The sequence below is a fragment of the Acinetobacter sp. GW821-FHT09D10 genome (assembly GCF_059416285.1).
Genome location: NZ_JBWKOW010000008.1, coordinates 44,522 through 60,558, shown reverse-complemented (window position 1 = coordinate 60,558; position 16,037 = coordinate 44,522). Strand labels below are relative to the sequence as shown.

General features: G+C 37.7%; 19 protein-coding genes and 1 riboswitch. Of the genes, 10 read left to right on the top strand and 9 right to left on the bottom strand.

Going from position 1 to position 16,037, the window contains the following annotated elements; genetic code table 11:
* Window positions 1-218: 218 nt before the first annotated feature.
* The 5 genes from glnL (at window position 219) to AC07M3_RS16210 (ending at window position 5,469) form a co-directional block, all read left to right on the top strand.
* On the top strand, window positions 219-1,328 hold the full coding sequence (glnL, locus tag AC07M3_RS16230) for a nitrogen regulation protein NR(II) (protein ID WP_017392218.1): 1,110 nt from the start codon (window positions 219-221) through the stop codon (window positions 1,326-1,328).
* The gene (gene glnG / locus AC07M3_RS16225; RefSeq protein ID WP_017392217.1) at window positions 1,315-2,808 is read left to right on the top strand and encodes a nitrogen regulation protein NR(I); all 1,494 of its coding nucleotides are present in this window, start codon (window positions 1,315-1,317) and stop codon (window positions 2,806-2,808) included. Before glnL ends, glnG begins: the two co-directional genes overlap by 14 nt.
* 253 nt (window positions 2,809-3,061) lie before the next feature.
* Window positions 3,062-3,715, top strand: a complete 654-nt coding sequence (locus AC07M3_RS16220; protein WP_494567785.1) for a TetR/AcrR family transcriptional regulator — start codon at window positions 3,062-3,064, stop codon at window positions 3,713-3,715.
* 112 nt (window positions 3,716-3,827) lie between these two features.
* On the top strand, window positions 3,828-4,742 hold the full coding sequence (gene argF, locus AC07M3_RS16215) for an ornithine carbamoyltransferase (RefSeq protein WP_017392215.1): 915 nt from the start codon (window positions 3,828-3,830) through the stop codon (window positions 4,740-4,742).
* A gap of 202 nt (window positions 4,743-4,944) precedes the next feature.
* Window positions 4,945-5,469, top strand: coding sequence for a protein tyrosine phosphatase family protein (locus AC07M3_RS16210; RefSeq protein WP_092707042.1), 525 nt, complete (start codon window positions 4,945-4,947; stop codon window positions 5,467-5,469).
* Here the strand turns inward: AC07M3_RS16210 and ispF are convergent.
* Window positions 5,457-5,948 (bottom strand): 2-C-methyl-D-erythritol 2,4-cyclodiphosphate synthase, encoded by a 492-nt coding sequence (gene ispF / locus AC07M3_RS16205; RefSeq protein ID WP_004643119.1) that lies wholly within the window; start codon window positions 5,946-5,948, stop codon window positions 5,457-5,459. The genes AC07M3_RS16210 and ispF overlap by 13 nt on opposite strands.
* A gap of 99 nt (window positions 5,949-6,047) precedes the next feature.
* Between ispF and AC07M3_RS16200 the strand changes: the two genes are divergently transcribed.
* Window positions 6,048-6,692, top strand: a complete 645-nt coding sequence (locus tag AC07M3_RS16200) for an A1S_1983 family putative colistin resistance protein (RefSeq protein WP_494567786.1) — start codon at window positions 6,048-6,050, stop codon at window positions 6,690-6,692.
* A 43-nt stretch (window positions 6,693-6,735) separates the two neighbouring features.
* Here the strand turns inward: AC07M3_RS16200 and AC07M3_RS16195 are convergent, their stop codons facing one another.
* The 7 genes from AC07M3_RS16195 to AC07M3_RS16165 all read right to left on the bottom strand — a co-directional run bounded on the left by AC07M3_RS16195 (window position 6,736) and on the right by AC07M3_RS16165 (window position 13,609).
* Window positions 6,736-7,980: a D-amino acid dehydrogenase gene (locus AC07M3_RS16195; RefSeq protein WP_494567787.1), complete on the bottom strand. Its 1,245-nt coding sequence runs from the start codon at window positions 7,978-7,980 to the stop codon at window positions 6,736-6,738.
* Between the two features lie 175 nt (window positions 7,981-8,155).
* Window positions 8,156-8,243, bottom strand: a riboswitch (glycine riboswitch).
* A gap of 150 nt (window positions 8,244-8,393) precedes the next feature.
* On the bottom strand, window positions 8,394-8,885 hold the full coding sequence (locus tag AC07M3_RS16190; protein ID WP_092707038.1) for a hypothetical protein: 492 nt from the start codon (window positions 8,883-8,885) through the stop codon (window positions 8,394-8,396).
* A 327-nt stretch (window positions 8,886-9,212) separates the two neighbouring features.
* Entirely contained in the window at window positions 9,213-9,764 is a 552-nt protein-coding gene (locus AC07M3_RS16185) for a cysteine hydrolase family protein (RefSeq protein WP_494567788.1), read from the bottom strand.
* A 304-nt stretch (window positions 9,765-10,068) separates the two neighbouring features.
* On the bottom strand, window positions 10,069-10,299 hold the full coding sequence (locus AC07M3_RS16180) for a hypothetical protein (protein ID WP_004643124.1): 231 nt from the start codon (window positions 10,297-10,299) through the stop codon (window positions 10,069-10,071).
* A gap of 271 nt (window positions 10,300-10,570) precedes the next feature.
* Window positions 10,571-10,888 (bottom strand): hypothetical protein, encoded by a 318-nt coding sequence (locus AC07M3_RS16175; RefSeq protein WP_494567789.1) that lies wholly within the window; start codon window positions 10,886-10,888, stop codon window positions 10,571-10,573.
* A gap of 202 nt (window positions 10,889-11,090) precedes the next feature.
* Window positions 11,091-12,485: a class II fumarate hydratase gene (fumC, locus tag AC07M3_RS16170; protein WP_494567790.1), complete on the bottom strand. Its 1,395-nt coding sequence runs from the start codon at window positions 12,483-12,485 to the stop codon at window positions 11,091-11,093.
* 116 nt (window positions 12,486-12,601) lie between these two features.
* Window positions 12,602-13,609, bottom strand: a complete 1,008-nt coding sequence (locus tag AC07M3_RS16165; RefSeq protein ID WP_045431017.1) for an NAD-dependent epimerase/dehydratase family protein — start codon at window positions 13,607-13,609, stop codon at window positions 12,602-12,604.
* Between the two features lie 65 nt (window positions 13,610-13,674).
* Here AC07M3_RS16165 and tusD point away from each other — a divergent pair, with 65 nt between their 5' ends.
* The 4 genes from tusD to AC07M3_RS16145 are packed head-to-tail and all read left to right on the top strand — an operon-like array spanning window position 13,675 to window position 15,070.
* A complete protein-coding gene (gene tusD, locus AC07M3_RS16160; RefSeq protein ID WP_003652216.1) occupies window positions 13,675-14,043 on the top strand; it encodes a sulfurtransferase complex subunit TusD in 369 nt (122 codons plus the stop codon).
* A 44-nt stretch (window positions 14,044-14,087) separates the two neighbouring features.
* Window positions 14,088-14,438, top strand: coding sequence for a hypothetical protein (locus tag AC07M3_RS16155; protein ID WP_092707030.1), 351 nt, complete (start codon window positions 14,088-14,090; stop codon window positions 14,436-14,438).
* 17 nt (window positions 14,439-14,455) lie between these two features.
* Window positions 14,456-14,740, top strand: coding sequence for a DsrH like protein (locus AC07M3_RS16150; RefSeq protein WP_494567791.1), 285 nt, complete (start codon window positions 14,456-14,458; stop codon window positions 14,738-14,740).
* Window positions 14,741-14,758: 18 nt separating this feature from the next.
* Window positions 14,759-15,070, top strand: coding sequence for a TusE/DsrC/DsvC family sulfur relay protein (locus AC07M3_RS16145; RefSeq protein ID WP_209830978.1), 312 nt, complete (start codon window positions 14,759-14,761; stop codon window positions 15,068-15,070).
* Between the two features lie 2 nt (window positions 15,071-15,072).
* Here AC07M3_RS16145 and AC07M3_RS16140 read toward each other — a convergent pair whose 3' ends face one another.
* Complete coding sequence (locus AC07M3_RS16140) at window positions 15,073-15,936, bottom strand: DMT family transporter (RefSeq protein ID WP_494567792.1); 864 nt, start codon at window positions 15,934-15,936, stop codon at window positions 15,073-15,075.
* Between the last annotated feature and the right edge of the window lie 101 nt (window positions 15,937-16,037).

Genomic DNA, 16,037 nt, shown 5'->3' with positions numbered 1-16,037 from the left:
CACCAATTTAGATCATGTTATTATCTAAACTTGAGCTATCCGCTTTGATCAAAAGATATAAAGAACGATTTCAGCGCGTTTTTAAGCACCTTAAAACTTTAAAAGAACCCATAAACAAAGTTGGCGTATATTTTGCATCGTTCATGTTCTATAACGGTGAAAATCCGATAACCAATGAAGATGCCATTGCGCTATTTTAAGACAGGAACGATTCGCTAATGGATCAACACAACCCTATCGACTATCGCCTATTGGTAGACAATTTAACTACTGCGATTTTATTAATCGATAGTAACTTGAACATTTTTTATTTAAATTCAGCCTGTGAAGCCCTATTTGACATTAGTTTGCTCCGTGCTTCAGGACAGCCCGTTTTAAACTTGCTTCATGCCCCTGACGATACTTTTAATACGCATGAAGCTTTATTGAACACCATAAAAACCGGACAACCCTATACGCGTCGAGAAGCTGTCATTAATGTCAACTTTAAAGACCTTCATGTGGATTACACAGTTTCTCAATTAAATGCAGGTAAAAGCTACCATCCATTACTGTTGATCGAACTTAATCCAATCGATCGCATGTTAAAGATTTCAAAAGAAGAAAATCTGGTTCAACAGCATCAGGTAGCTAGGCAGCTCGTACGTGGTGTTGCACATGAAATTAAAAACCCACTTGCAGGTATTCGGGGAGCAACCCAGTTACTCGCTCGTAGTTTAAATGATAAGACTTATGCTGAATTTACAGACGTCATCATTAATGAAGTAGATCGTTTAACTAACTTGGCTGATACCATGTTAGGTTCTAGACAACTACCAAGTTATGAAAATGTTAACGTACACGAACCCTTAGAACGGGTACGTTCTCTTATTGCAAACCAGACAAAGAAGAAAATTAAAATTATACGTGACTATGATTTGTCATTACCTGATGTTAATGCCGATCGAGATCAGTTAATACAGGTTATGCTCAACATTAGTGTAAATGCAATTCAAGCCATAACAGAGAACAAAGCATTTTTTATAGATCAGGAACCGGAGTTAATTCTACGTACGCGAATACAGCGTCTTGTTACGATTAATGGTGTATTGAATCGATCCACCGTTCGGGTCGACATTGAAGATAATGGACCAGGCATTCCTGAAAATATTTTAGAGTCTGTGTTTTATCCGTTGGTTACTGGACGAGCAAAAGGTACTGGGCTTGGCCTGAGTATTGCACAGAATATTATGCATCAACATAACGGAATGATTGAATGCCAATCTGTTCCTGGAAAAACAATTTTTAGCTTATATTTACCTTGGGAGTCAGACCGTGTCGCGAAATAAAATATGGGTTATTGATGATGATCGCGCCATGCGATGGGTATTGGAAAAGACCTTTAAAGAAGAAGGTTTTGATGTTACCAATTTTGAAGAAGCTCAAACTGCGCTTGAACGTTTGCATCATGACGCTCCCGATGTCATTTTAACTGACATCCGCATGCCTGGGATTGATGGGTTAACTTTCTTATCTAAAGTCAAAAACACTCATCCAGATTTACCTGTCATTATTATGACTGCACACTCCGATTTAGAGTCTGCTGTTTCAAGCTACCAAACAGGTGCATTTGAATATTTACCAAAGCCATTTGATATTGATGAAGCTTTAGCCTTAGTCAATCGTGCAATTCTGCATATCAACAAGCTACAACAGCAAGAAGCTACAAAAACAGCTTTACCTGTTCAATCAACAGAAATTATTGGTGAATCTCCGGCAATGCAGGAGGTTTTCCGCGCCATTGGCCGTTTATCTCAATCTCATATTACCGTTTTAATTAATGGTGAATCAGGTACAGGTAAAGAATTAGTTGCGCATGCTTTACACAAGCACTCCCCACGCCGTGCTAAGCCTTTTATTGCTTTAAATATGGCTGCAATTCCAAAAGACTTGATTGAAACCGAGTTATTTGGTCATGAAAAAGGCGCTTTTACAGGTGCAAACACCCAGCATCAAGGCCGCTTTGAACAAGCAAATGGCGGAACACTATTTCTTGATGAAATTGGTGACATGCCATTTGAAACACAGACTCGACTACTTCGTGTACTCGCTGACGGTGAGTTCTATCGTGTAGGTGGACATATCCCAGTTAAAGTTGATGTTCGAATCGTTGCGGCAACGCATCAGGATTTAGAAAAGCTGGTGAATGAAGGTCGCTTCCGTGAAGACTTATATCATCGCTTAAATGTGATCCGCATTCACATTCCTAAACTTGCCCATCGCAGTGAAGATATACCAATGCTGGCTCAGCATTTTCTTGCACGTGCTGGTAAAGAACTTGGCGTAAGTCCAAAAATCTTACGTACCGAGACAACAGACTATATGCAACAGTTGCCATGGCCCGGCAATGTTCGACAACTTGAAAACACGTGTCGCTGGTTAACGGTAATGATCACTGGACGTGAAGTTTATCCAGAAGATTTACCTTCTGAGCTTAAACAAGTTCCACTACAAAAAAATAGTGAATCAGGGCAACCTGCACCTTCATTTGACCGCATTTCACTACATCATTGGGATGAACTACTAAATCAATGGGCAATTCAAAAACTTAAAAATGGTGAAATGAAAATTCTGGATATTGCGACACCAATGTTTGAGCGTACCTTAATTAATGCAGCCTTACTGCAAACTCGCGGGCGTAAACGCCACGCAGCAGAATTACTGGGTTGGGGCCGCAACACCCTAACTCGCAAGTTAAAAGAACTTGGAATGGATTCTGCTGACGATGATGAAGAAGATGAACATAAGGTTACCCAAACTGAAGCCTAAAAAGCTTATTACCTAAATTAAAAGCGGCTAAGGATGTCTTAGCCGCTTTATTTTTTATTAAATTTGAAAATGAACATCAGGTTACATCATTAGAGCACCCTAAAAATAGATCTAACCAACTATTTTATATAAGTTAATTTTAAAGCTATTTTATTTACTGTTCAGCAGTTGATCTAAAAAAATAGTGATGACCATCCTTAAAGATAGTTTTGCTATACTAAATAAGCAAAGTCAGTCGTTGTTATGAAATTTTATGCATGATTCAGTCCTTGAGTCACATCATTCAGTATGTGAAAAACCTCAAACACGCCGCGGTATTGAACGTCGTTTAGCTCTTCTGTTAAGCGCGACCGAGCTGTTCTTGGAAAAAGGATATGATGCAGTTTCACTTGATGACATTGTTAATCATGCCGGTGGCTCTAAGGCTTCTATTTATAAATATTTTGGCAATAAAGAGGGGCTTTTTGCCGCTATTTGTGATCATAAACGTGAAATGTTTTTTAAAGATGTATGTATTGCATTCCAACCAGAAAAAAGTACTTTAAGAGAATATCTTATTCAAACACTCAATCGTGTTTATGTTCACATTATTCAACCCGAACATGTTGCTTTTTTAAGACTTATTATCGAACAGACCGAGTGTAATACTGTGCTCATACAATACCTATATGACAAATGGGTACACAATTTACAAAACACGCTTACCCAAGCATTAGAGTCTGCAGATAAATCAGGGGAAATTACATGCAATTCTCCCTATTATTCTTCACTCATGTATTTTGGGATCTTACGCGATATTGAATGGCGTATGATTATGGGTATGCCTGCTCTACCAGATGAGAAAGAAGCTATTGATTATATTGAATATTCCGTAGATATTTTCCTCAAGGGCCACCATAAAGTCTAATTCTTTTGCATTTTAAAATGCTTATAGTATAGTAGACTTCTTTTTTTCCACATCCACCCAGCCAACAACAGATAATTGTTGTATTTCCTAACAATTATTATGGAGTAGCTACATGGCTCTAAGACATTTCCTGACTTTACGTGATCTATCCACTCTAGAACTTAATCGCATTTTAGAACGCGCAAGCGAGCTTAAAAAAATGCAGCATGGCAATAAGGTATTCCAACCTTTTGTTGGTAAAGTATTGGGAATGATTTTTGAGAAATCAAGCACGCGTACACGTATCTCTTTTGAAGCAGGCATTAATCAATTTGGTGGTAGTGCGATTTTTCTATCGCCTCGCGACACACAATTAGGTCGTGGTGAACCAATTGAAGACTCAGCACGTGTAATTTCAAGTATGCTTGATATTGTGATGATTCGTACTTTCGGTCATGACATTGTTGAACGTTTTGCATCGTATTCAAAAGTTCCTGTTATTAATGGTTTGACAGATGACCATCATCCTTGCCAGTTACTTGCAGATTTACAGACTTATAATGAACACCGCGGTAGCATTAAAGGCAAAACCGTTGCTTGGATTGGTGATGGCAATAATATGTGTAACTCATATATTGAAGCTGCACACATGATGGGCTTTAAACTCAAAATTGCATCGCCGAAAGGATATGAGCCTAAACCTGAATTTCTAGCAGAGTTTGGTCATTGTGTTGAAGTTTTTGACAATGCAGAAGACGCTGCTGTAAATGCTGATCTCATTGTGACAGATGTATGGGCAAGCATGGGACAAGAAGAAGAACAGAAGCTTCGTGAAAGAGCCTTTGCTGCTTTTCAGGTCAATGAAAAATTAATGGGACTTGCTCATCCTGACTGTTTGTTCATGCACTGTTTACCTGCCCATCGTGGTGAAGAAATTTCTGAAACCATGCTTGATCATAAAAATGCAGTGGTCTGGGATGAAGCTGAAAACCGTTTACATGCACAAAAAGCTTTGATGGAATTTTTATTAAATGAGCATCTAAAATAAGCTTAATTTCTTTCATTAAAAAAACAGCACTTTTATCGTGCTGTTTTTTTATTTTCTAAATTACTTCTTTTGTTTAGTATAATTTTTTTAATATTCTTGTTTAGGCTGACGAATATATAAGCAAGCCGTATTTTATCTCTCATATATAATCGTGTATAACATTGAACACAATAAGCCAAACTCACTCTTGCTGAGTACGATCATGACCACTCTTGAACAATCATTAGCTCAAATCCCTACTTTTTCTGTTATTCATGAGCACTTATTTAGTTCAGCTCAACCCTCAATCGAACAACTGAAACTGATTAAAGAATATGGTTGTAGTACAGTCATTAATCTCGCTTTAAGTAACGCACCAAATCATATTGAAAATGAAGATCGCATTTGTTTAGACCTCGGTTTAAATTATATCCATATTCCAATTGACTGGGAGACTCCATCTGCTGAGCAATGTTTATTAGTACTCGATCTCATTAATCATTTAGTCCAGAATGAAATTGTCTGGATTCACTGTACTAAAAACGATCGTGCTAGTTGCCTTATGTATGTCTATAGACAGTTTTATATGAATATGGATATGCCCACTTCTCAAGATTTACTCCACGAAATTTGGGAACCTAATGAAACTTGGACAGGGCTTATTCATAGCATTACCTTACAGCTACAAGGCCGTAAGGCAACTCTAGAGCTTCAACAGTCTTTGCAACAGGCCGATCACTTAGTGTGATGAGAGACTAGAACAGTTGCTGTAGCCAAAATACCCTCTTGACGACCGGTAAACCCAAGTTTTTCGGTTGTCGTCGCTTTAATACTGATTTGATTAACATCTACATTTAAAACATTAGCAATGCTTTGACGCATTTCCAAATTATGCTTAGCTAATTTGGGACGCTCACAAGCCACCGTAATATCAGCATTATTTAACTGATAACCGCGATCCAATATGAGTTGGTAAACATGCTTTAATAATACTCGGCTGTCTGCACCTTTGTATTCTGGGTCAGTGTCAGGAAAATGTTGTCCAATATCTCCAAGTGCCAAAGCACCCAACAAAGCATCACACAGAGCATGAAGAACCACATCGCCATCAGAGTGTGCTTTCAAGCCATGTGTATGTGGAATTTGAATGCCAGCCAATGTAACGAAGTCCCCCGCTTCAAAGGCGTGCACATCCATTCCTTGTCCAATGCGAATTTGAGCAACCATATAACTATTACCTTCCATAAAAACGTAAGAAATCTTGTATTCAGCCTTTCTGTTTCGCTATAGTACACCTAGCAAAGTAGACTGAAAGTATAAGCGATCATGCTGTCTAATACTGATATGAATCAATTGAAAAGATTAAGTTTTGCCGTGACACTGAGTTGTTTGTGTTCATCTCTTGTCTTTGCAGAATCAATAGACTGCCCCAATTCTGGAACTGAGCTTAAAATCTGCTCAAAAACATTTAGTGAATCGAAGAAACAACTCGATAATAAATATCTTTCCGCATATTTAGTTACTGATGCCCCCTTACAGCTTTTACAGGATACACAAAAGTTATGGTCTAAGCATGCTCAGCAATGCAAGAGTAATACATGCGTTCAGCAACAGTTTGATTTACGTACTGATGACCTAAATTTTTATGCATCACTTAAGCAAACGCTTACCCAACATTATCTTAAATTTGAAAATGGACGTATAGCTGCACAACCTGTTCACATTCAAGTCCATCAGCTTGCAAAGGATAAAATCAAGATTGAAGGAATCGCATACCGCAATCCAAATAACCGCAAAGAAACTCAAACGATTTCTTTGATGGCCTATAGTTCGCCTGAACAAAAAAGTGAAATTTTAGACAATGAGCACAACTGTAAATATCAGTTTAATTTTCAAAAAGCTTTACTTAGTGTGAAAACCCAACAAAAAGGCTGTGAGCGGTTTAGCGGAATCTACCGACTATATGATTAATACGTAAAATAAAAGCCAGTGTTTAAACACTGGCTTTTATTTTCTAGACCGGATATTTTTGAGCAATATCCTGACCCACTAAAACTGCTGTCGCCGCAGACAAAGTCCAACCTAAGTGCCCATGTCCGGTATTATAGAAAATACGCGGTTGTTTAGACTGCTTCACCACAGGCAGCATATTAGGCATCATAGGCCTTAAACCTGCCCAAGGCACCACATGCTCAGTTGAAATATCGAAATTACGGTTTACCCAATTCACCAATGGTTGAATACGATCAGCCCGTATATCTCGGTTGTAACCGTTAAATTCAGCGGTACCTGCCACGCGCAACCGATCTTTACCTAAACGAGAAGTCACGATTTTAGCACTTTCATCTAGTAAGCTTACCCATGGTGCATTCTTTACACTTTGCTCATCTTTTAATTGCACGGTAATTGAATAACCTTTTACTGGGTAGACATTTACTCGCTCTCCAATCATATCGGCGAGTTGATAACTCCCTACACCACCACAAACCACAAGCACATCACCTTCGATCTGGATGTTATCGGATTCAACAAGATAAGGGTGCTCTGCACTTGGCTGACAACTTACAATCACTTTGTCTGTATGACACTTAATATCTGTGACTTCCAGACCAAATTTATACTGAACACCATATTGCTTAGTTTTTTCAGCCAAAGAGGTTGAATATTTATGGATATCCCCCGTTGCATCACTTGGTGTGTAATAACCACCAAAATATTCACCCGTTAACGATGGCTCTATCGTTTTCATTTCATCAGGTGAAACTGAATAGCGCTCCAATTTACCTTTATTCAAGACATTGTTTACTTGTTTAGCGATGTCGTAATCAGCCTTACTATGATACATATGAAGAATGCCACGTTTCTCCAAATCAAACTGAAGTTGCTCTTTTTCTGCAACTTCAAACAAACGCTTACGAGCGAGTAATGCCAATCGGACCGTCTCGATCGTATTAGCTTCATAGTTTTTAATATGGGATAAGAACTCAACCAGCCAACTATACTTATGCAAACTAAATGAAGGATTCAGTAGTAGCGGCGCGTCTTTTTGTCTCATCCACTTAAAGCCCTTAACTACAGTGGCTTTTTGGTTCCATACTTCGGCGTTACACGCCGATAATTGCCCTCCATTGGCAAATGATGTTTCCATTGCAGGATATAGATGTCGATCAATCACTGTGACTTGATAACCTAGTTGCGATAATTCATAGGCAGAGGTAACCCCTGTGATTCCCGCACCTATCACAATAACATGTGGCATAACAGACTCCTCAGAAATGCAAAACATTTCATCAGTACAGCCCATCTGTCATTGGTACCTGAGAGTTTCGACCCCAACGTTACCTTTTAACGTTTAGATCTTCCCCTTCGGTGAGTTTATAATTTATAAGTTATTATTTTCAATTCTTATAAATCTAAGCTTCTCTCCAGATTTTTTAATTATTACAGTCCTTCTGCCTGAGAGTTTCCGGGCTTGTTGCTCCTTCGGCGGGTTCTTTCGAACCTCTCTCCCGCAATAATTTTGTATTTATATAAGCAATGTATCTGCCACTTTAAAAAAAACGCATTCTTTTCTTGTAAACTTTTGTACCGATAATTATCAAGTTATAAATCATTAATTTAATTATAAAAATAAAAAAGGTGAATCTTTATGAATTCACCTTTTGTGTTTAATTAGAGTTTTCCATTGAGCACTGGGTCTGAAACCGTACCCTTCCATTGCTCACGCAAGGTCGGTAAATAAAATTTCTCACCAATAGTGACCAATTCTGCATCAATCAATGCGTGAACTTCGTGCATAAAAATATAATCAAGTGCAACCAAAGAAAGTTCATGATTTTTTTGGGCGGTTTTCTTGCGTTTCGCTTGAGCTTGTTTCACTAACTCATTCGCAAAATTTTTATCTTTATAAGCCGTGATTGCATTTAAACGAAGTTCAATAACACCCCATCCAGCTAATAGCTTTTTAAACACATCAAAATCTTCTGAAGTTGATTCCCATGTTACATTTTCTAGATCATTATCATCAGGTAAAACTGGCAATAACAGGTCACCTGTACTTGGGAAAATCTTTTTAAGATTTAACAGAAACTTAACAGGCTGATCACCGGGATAATCATTAAATTGCACATGTTGTTGGGTATCTGTCAAATAAATAGAGAGCATTCAAAAATCCTTAGCTAAGCTTCTGTTTTTAAATTTTTTATTTCCAATCTCGCAAAATAGATGCAAAACAAAAAACAATATAAAAACAGGACAAGGTGCGCATTTTAACAATTATGACAGCTTATTCAACGCTAATTCGCCATTAATTAGTGAAACTTACACCCTCTTGATAAAAAGCCCTCCGAAAAGAGCTCTTTGTGGATACAGGTTCAATTCTTGCCATCGCTAAAAACCTACCAATCACTAGGATTCAACAGGACTTCTTATGTCGTAACAGATACACAGCTAATAAGACTTTTTAATAAAGTTGTTCATTGTATGTCTAAACTAAATTGAAGAAATGAACTCTTCTGTAGTTTTTAACTGAGCAAAAGCATTGCTTAAAACTTGGTTATGATGATCAATGATTTGCGGAGCATTTAAAGCTGCTGAATCAGTTGTTGTATGTGCATCTGAGATTAGTGTCACTTTATATCCATACTCTGAAGCAGCCCTAACATTAGTATCAATACAATATTCAGTTTTCATGCCAGTAATTATGATTTCATCAATATCAAGTTTCTCTAATACTTCTTTTAAAACAGTATTTTTAAAGCTACTAGGGTACATTTTTTCAATGACTGTATCTTTATGTGGATTAAAAGGTAAATCTGTAATTAGTTGAGTATTCGCACCGTTTGGATCTAATGGTGTGCCTTTCCCACCGACATGCCGAATAAAGATAATTGGTCTATCGTTCAAGCGGCAATATTCAATAAGGCTAAGAATGTTTGAAAGTACAAGTTTGACATTATGTGGCTTAGGGTCGCCATTAAATAAGCCCTTTTGCATATCAATAACGAGTAAAGCTGATTTTGAGTTACTACTAAGTTTTTTCATAATCTTTCTCTGTAAAACCAATAATGAACAGAGAAAAATTAACCCAGCCATTATTGGCCGGGTTTGGTTATCTTATTAAGTCACTTTAATAAAAAATCACACGCAGCCTTGCTTAAAGGTCGTGGTGGTTGTCGTGATTTTATTCAATAAACAGTTCATTTGTTTTAACTGCCCATAATTAAAGCGTGATTAACCATACCATAGCTTTTTCAAAAGAAACAAAGCTTTTTAAATTTTTTATTTTGTGAAGTACCTTTCACTCTTAATTAGTTCTTACAGAAATACTTCATAATAGAAAGCTAATTTATTTAACTGAAAGTAAGTATTCATATGCTGTTTTCTCATCACTCTGTAGTTTAATGACTGCATCAGTTTCATCATTCAAAGTAAGGTTAAATACCTTCTCACCATCATAAGAAATTTGATGGCCCATACGGAATTCTGAATCAATTGACTCAAGAATAATAAAATTCCCTTCGATATTCGAAGCAATATAGTAAGTATTGTTCCGATGAACATATCTAATTGTGTACATCACTATTTAAATTCCATCTAAAAAATTATGTTTTTTCTTAAATAATAAAAAAGCTCACTTCCTCTTCTCAAGCAGAAATGAAGCTAGCGAAAAAAAGATCCGCCCTTCTTTTGATTTCTAGCACTAATCGTTCAGCGCCAAACTAATATATAAATATTACAGAAATACTTAACAATAAAAAACCCCGCCATTAGTCGATACTGAGTCGGGTTTCTTGTACCGTCATATGTCTGAGAGAACTAACTCTCACATGGGCTTACTGCTATTTAAATTAATCTTTACACTTAACTTTCAAAACGGCTGCCTTGGTATTTACTGGAATTAGCAGTCCTGAATTATAGACAGTATGATGATTTACGATTTTGTTATTGCTATCCAACTCATCAAAACCCTTATCTTTACATATTTCTTCTGCTTTACCGATTAACTTTGATCTCAAAGCTTCTCTTGAACCAAATGCATTACTTTGAGCATGAAGTTGGTAAATACCAGGATTCACCTCAGCTACAGAAGGTGGAAACATTTGTAGACAACCCGACAAGGTACAAACTATTACTGCTAAAACAACTATTGATTTAGTCTTTTTCATTTATTTGAACTTAAAATAAAATAACGTAGCAAAATTAAAGTCTAGATATGACATTAGTATTTCAAGGTATAAAAAAGCCTACTTTTTCAAGCAGGCCTTCCCCTTATGATTTTTTGCGCTGATCATTCAGGACTTTTGTTGTACTTAGCAACTTGCGGATATTACAGAAGTATTTGACAATAAAGAAGCCCATCAGAAGAGATTATTTACTATTTGGTGAAACCATTTTATCAGGCTTAACCACTTCATCAAATTGCTCTGCCGTAACTAAACCAAGCTCAACAGCAACCTGCTTTAAAGTTTTATTTTCTTTATAGGCAGTCTTGGCAACTTTTGCAGAATTTTCATAGCCGATCACTGGATTTAAAGCAGTGACCAACATGAGAGAATTATGTAAGAAGTGATCAATTTTATCCTGATTAGGTTCAATTCCCACCGCACAGTGATCATTAAAACTATTACAAGCATCGCCAAGCAACTGAATAGACTGCAATAAGTTGTAAGCAATCACTGGCATAAATACGTTTAATTCAAAGTTACCTGAAGCACCAGCCACATTAATGGTCGTATCATTTCCAAGCACTTGTGCAACAACCATCGTCATTGCTTCACTTTGTGTCGGATTGACTTTACCCGGCATAATGCTTGAACCAGGTTCATTTTCTGGAATACGGATTTCACCAAAACCACAACGTGGTCCACTTGCCAACCAACGAATATCATTGGCAATTTTATTTAAACTGACTGCAAGCGTTTTTAATGCGCCAGAAGCAAACACAGCAGCATCACGTCCTGCAAGTGCTTCAAATTTGTTGGGAGCCGTCACAAATGGTAAGCCCGTAAGTAAAGCAAGTTGTGCAGCTGATTTCACTGCATAGTCAGGATGTGCATTTAACCCTGTACCTACCGCAGTACCACCTAATGGTAATTCATATAAGCCTGTTAATGCCTGTTGCAACCGAACTAATCCATGCTCAAGCTGTGATACATAGCCACTGAATTCTTGACCCAATGTTAATGGCGTTGCGTCTTGTAAATGGGTACGACCAATTTTAACAATAGACTGAAAATCATCAGATTTTTTTTGCAAAGTCGCTTTAAGCTGCTCTACAGCTGGAATGAGTAATTCATTAATTTGCAGACTTGCAGCAACATGAATTGCTGTTGGAAATGAGTCGTTTGTTGACTGCGCACGATTGACATGGTCATTTGGATGTACTGGCTTTTGGGCACCTAATGCTTGACCTAATTTTTGGTTTGCAATATTGGCAATCACTTCATTGCAGTTCATGTTACTTTGCGTACCAGAACCAGTCTGCCAGACAACTAAAGGAAACTGGGAATCCCATTTACCATCAATTACTTCTTCAGCCGCGCCCACAATATATTGGCTCAAATCTTGTGGTAACTGTTCAAGTTCAGCATTCGTTATCGCAGCAGCCTTTTTTACTAGCCCCATTGCTCGAATCATGGCACGTGGTAATCGTTCTTGCCCGATTTTAAAGTTCTGTAAGCTGCGTTGAGTCTGTGCTCCCCACAATGCTTCATTCGGAACTTCAATCTCACCCATAGTGTCATGTTCAATTCGTGTTTGCATAGAAACCTCAGTTATCTGGTTAAAGAACTTACGGGCTGAAGCAAGTATTTGCTCTGGCTAGTTAATTTTTAATATCGTACTCAAGCATTCCATTGTTGTAAATAAGAATCATTATCTTATCTTCCATTTAATGTATTTTGATAAAAGCGCCATTCATCTTCAATCATTTGTTTTAACGAGCGTTTAGGTGTCCATTGCAATAATGTTTTTGCTTTCGTTATGTCTGCCCCAACTTGACCTAACTCAACATGCTTATAAATTGCAGGTTGAGTCGCAATTTCAGCTTGAGTTACCTGTGAAATTTCATCTAGTAATTGACGAATAGAGTGAACTTGGTCATGGGCAATATTGAATGCCTCACAACAATGTGTTTGATCACGTAGCCAATGTAAGCTTGCAGTTACAGCTTCACACACATCTAAAACGTGTAGAAAACTACGTTCAGTCGTATGGTCTGATGTTTCAGCTTGATCTTGTAATTCAATTAAATCACGTTGCATTGCCGCAACTTGCATCGCAAGCGGTACAATATTTTTAGGCAGCTGTGCGACATACTCTCCGAGTACCCCATGTTCAAATGCACCTACAATATTAGATAAGCGCAAGATCGCAATTTTCCACTCATGATCAATCTTATAAGTATCACGGATAATTTCTTCAATCATCTGTTGAGACTTAATATAAGGATTAGGATAAGTGTAATTAAATTCTTCTGTTTCGCTTAATTGCAAACCAGATTTTCCATAAGCTGCAAGGCTTGACAGCTGAATAAAGTGACGAACACCCGTGCGTTGCATGGCACGCAGTAAACTCATGATGCAACTTACATTATCATTATAATATTCAAGAGGTTTAAGATTAGATTCTTCAATTGATTTAAACCCAGCAGTATGAATAACTGCATCAATTGAATATTGCTCGAAGACCTTATTCAATGCAGGTGTATTACGTACATCAAGTTTAACAAATGGGACGTACATACCAGAAATAAACTCTAGCCGTTCCAGCGTTTGCAAGGTCGAATTAGCCAAATTATCGACAATTACCACTTCTTGCCCTTGGGCCATTAGACTCAAAGCAATGTGTGAACCGATAAAGCCTAAACCACCTGTCACTAAAATCATTGTATACTTACCTTTCTCTTAATGCATCTACGCCCATTTAGACGTATGACCATAGTGAATTCTTAATGAGTACATTACTACTAATTACCTCTGCTCCTACTTCCATTCATGCTTGGCATGCGTTAGGACTTGCTCAGGCACTCAAAAGTAAAAATGAAGACTTTCGTGTATTCTTTTACCAAGACGGTGTGCAGGTTGCTAATGATTTTCAATGGGTTCCTGACGACCAGCGTAATTTAACGCATGAATGGCAAAAGCTTTCGATTCGACTTCCTGTATGTGTGAGTGCTGCCCTCGCTCGTGGTATTACCGATGCAGAAAATGCCAGTCGCCATCACCTTACTCATTACAACCTTGCCAAAGACTTTCAACTCGTCGGGTTAGGTGAACTTGCTGATGCGGTACAGTCAGCATCTCGTCTTATTCAATTTTAAGTTACTTTGTTTGCTTAGATTGTTGCTTTTAAAAGGTATATTGTGTGAAATCTGTACTCGTCATTTTAAGCCAAGCCAACTTAACTAGTCTTCAAATCAATGAAAGCCTTTCCGCTACTATGGTTTTAGCAACCTTTGGCTCACCAGTCAAAGTATTATTGAAAGATGCTGCTCTTAGTCTCTTGCAAAATGACCTGAGCTTTGACCAACTTCGTCATTCTTTCAAAGTGGCCTCAAACATGGTCGAAAGTTTCGAGTTTTATGATTTGAGCCCTATTCTGATTGAAACTAAGAATCAACAACATCCTTTTGTTCAAAAAACTGAGCAAGAAATTGAGTTCGTTCAGTTGAATACCGACTTTATTCAATCTTTTGATCATGTTCTATATTGGTAGATGAAGGTGTAAGTTTAATGAATCCATCAACACTTTATCTCGTGCAATCTACTTATCACAATACATCTAAAGTTATTGATGAATTGCGTGATATTTATCAGGTAGGTGACCAAATTATTTTTATGGGTGAGTCTGTTGCCCAAATTTCAGCTCAAGTTATTCAACAGTTTGAATCTGTTTCATGCTTAAGCATCGAAAAAGATTTACTCGATACAGATACTTTAGCTCAGATGAATGTATTGGACTATGACCAATTTGCAGATTTAGTTTTAACGTTTAATCGCTGTATTTCTCTTAAATAATAGATTTAGGCTAGTTTCATGAATTTAGAATTAGACCAAGATGGTCATTTGGTTGATTATACAATCTGGAATCCTGAAGTTGCGCAAGAGCTTGCCAAGTCACTTGACCTTGAACTAACTGATTGGCATTTTGAAGTTTTAGCTGCAGTTCGTCAGTTTTACCAACAGTTTGGGCATTCTCCAGCAACTCGCCCCCTCATTAAATTTTTAATGAAAACAGTAAGTCCAGACATTAATAATGCCATTTTACAGCAACAATTTAATACTGGTTTAGTTGCCCGCCATTTAAGTCGTTTAGCAGGTGTTCCTAAACCAGCAAATTGTTTATAAAGCTAAGCAAACTTTTTAGCAGCAGCGACGCATAAAAGGGTTGCTGCTGTGACTACTAACATTGACCAGCTTACATGTTCGTGTAATAAGGCTGCTGCAATGGCTAGCCCCATTAAAGGTTGTAAGAGTTGTAGTTGACTAATCGCAGCAATTCCGCCTTGGGCAAGTCCTTTGTACCAAAAGAAGAAACCGATCAGCATACTAAACAAAGAAACATAAATAAGACCGACTAAAGCTGACGTAGACACGTTCTCAAATGAAGCGGGCATATAAAAAACTGTGAGAAACAGCATGAAAGGTAATGACAAAATAAGCGCCCAACAAATGACCTGCCACCCGCCTATTTTTCTTGAAAGCACACCACCTTCTGCATAACCAAAGCCACAGAAAATAATCGCCATCAACATATAAAAGTCCCCTATTCCTAGTGATGTATCCCCAGAAATGAAAAACATATATGCAAAAACAACCCCACTCCCCAAGATTGCAAATATCCAGAAAAATTGATTCGGCTTTTCTCCACCTCTCAGTACAGCAAATATTGCAGTTGCAAGCGGCAAAAGACTAACAAAGACAATTGAATGAGCTGCATTCATATATTGCAAAGCGAGAGCGGTAAATAAGGGAAAACCAATCACTACCCCCAAAGCCACTATAGCAAGTGGCCACCAATCTTGCTTAGCTGGCTTTTTTTCTTTTAACACCAAAATAAGGATAAGCCCTAAAATACCAGCTATCGCAGCTCGTGCTGCTGTTAAAAAACCGGGATCAAACCCCATTACAGCGACTCGTGTTGCTGGTAGTGACCCTGCAAAAATAGCCACGCCAATAAATCCATTCACCCAGCCATTCATAAACCTGTTCATAATTTTCTCCGTCACTATACGAAGAATTTAAGCTGTGCTAAGGTGATAAAACCAGATACAAAGCAGTACAATTTAAAAGAACTGTTATGTACTCACAACCA

Coding starts and splice junctions, on each gene's coding strand:
- argF (WP_017392215.1), top strand. CDS start 3,828: ATGGCTCTAAGACATTTCCTGACTTTACGTGATCTATCCACTCTAGAA.
- AC07M3_RS16175 (WP_494567789.1), bottom strand. CDS start 10,888: ATGAAAAAGACTAAATCAATAGTTGTTTTAGCAGTAATAGTTTGTACC.
- AC07M3_RS16140 (WP_494567792.1), bottom strand. CDS start 15,936: ATGAACAGGTTTATGAATGGCTGGGTGAATGGATTTATTGGCGTGGCT.
- tusD (WP_003652216.1), top strand. CDS start 13,675: ATGAGTACATTACTACTAATTACCTCTGCTCCTACTTCCATTCATGCT.
- AC07M3_RS16145 (WP_209830978.1), top strand. CDS start 14,759: ATGAATTTAGAATTAGACCAAGATGGTCATTTGGTTGATTATACAATC.
- ispF (WP_004643119.1), bottom strand. CDS start 5,948: ATGGTTGCTCAAATTCGCATTGGACAAGGAATGGATGTGCACGCCTTT.
- AC07M3_RS16210 (WP_092707042.1), top strand. CDS start 4,945: ATGACCACTCTTGAACAATCATTAGCTCAAATCCCTACTTTTTCTGTT.
- AC07M3_RS16185 (WP_494567788.1), bottom strand. CDS start 9,764: ATGAAAAAACTTAGTAGTAACTCAAAATCAGCTTTACTCGTTATTGAT.
- AC07M3_RS16180 (WP_004643124.1), bottom strand. CDS start 10,299: ATGTACACAATTAGATATGTTCATCGGAACAATACTTACTATATTGCT.
- fumC (WP_494567790.1), bottom strand. CDS start 12,485: ATGCAAACACGAATTGAACATGACACTATGGGTGAGATTGAAGTTCCG.
- glnL (WP_017392218.1), top strand. CDS start 219: ATGGATCAACACAACCCTATCGACTATCGCCTATTGGTAGACAATTTA.
- AC07M3_RS16220 (WP_494567785.1), top strand. CDS start 3,062: ATGCATGATTCAGTCCTTGAGTCACATCATTCAGTATGTGAAAAACCT.
- AC07M3_RS16200 (WP_494567786.1), top strand. CDS start 6,048: ATGCTGTCTAATACTGATATGAATCAATTGAAAAGATTAAGTTTTGCC.
- AC07M3_RS16190 (WP_092707038.1), bottom strand. CDS start 8,885: ATGCTCTCTATTTATTTGACAGATACCCAACAACATGTGCAATTTAAT.
- AC07M3_RS16195 (WP_494567787.1), bottom strand. CDS start 7,980: ATGCCACATGTTATTGTGATAGGTGCGGGAATCACAGGGGTTACCTCT.
- AC07M3_RS16165 (WP_045431017.1), bottom strand. CDS start 13,609: ATGATTTTAGTGACAGGTGGTTTAGGCTTTATCGGTTCACACATTGCT.
- AC07M3_RS16150 (WP_494567791.1), top strand. CDS start 14,456: ATGAATCCATCAACACTTTATCTCGTGCAATCTACTTATCACAATACA.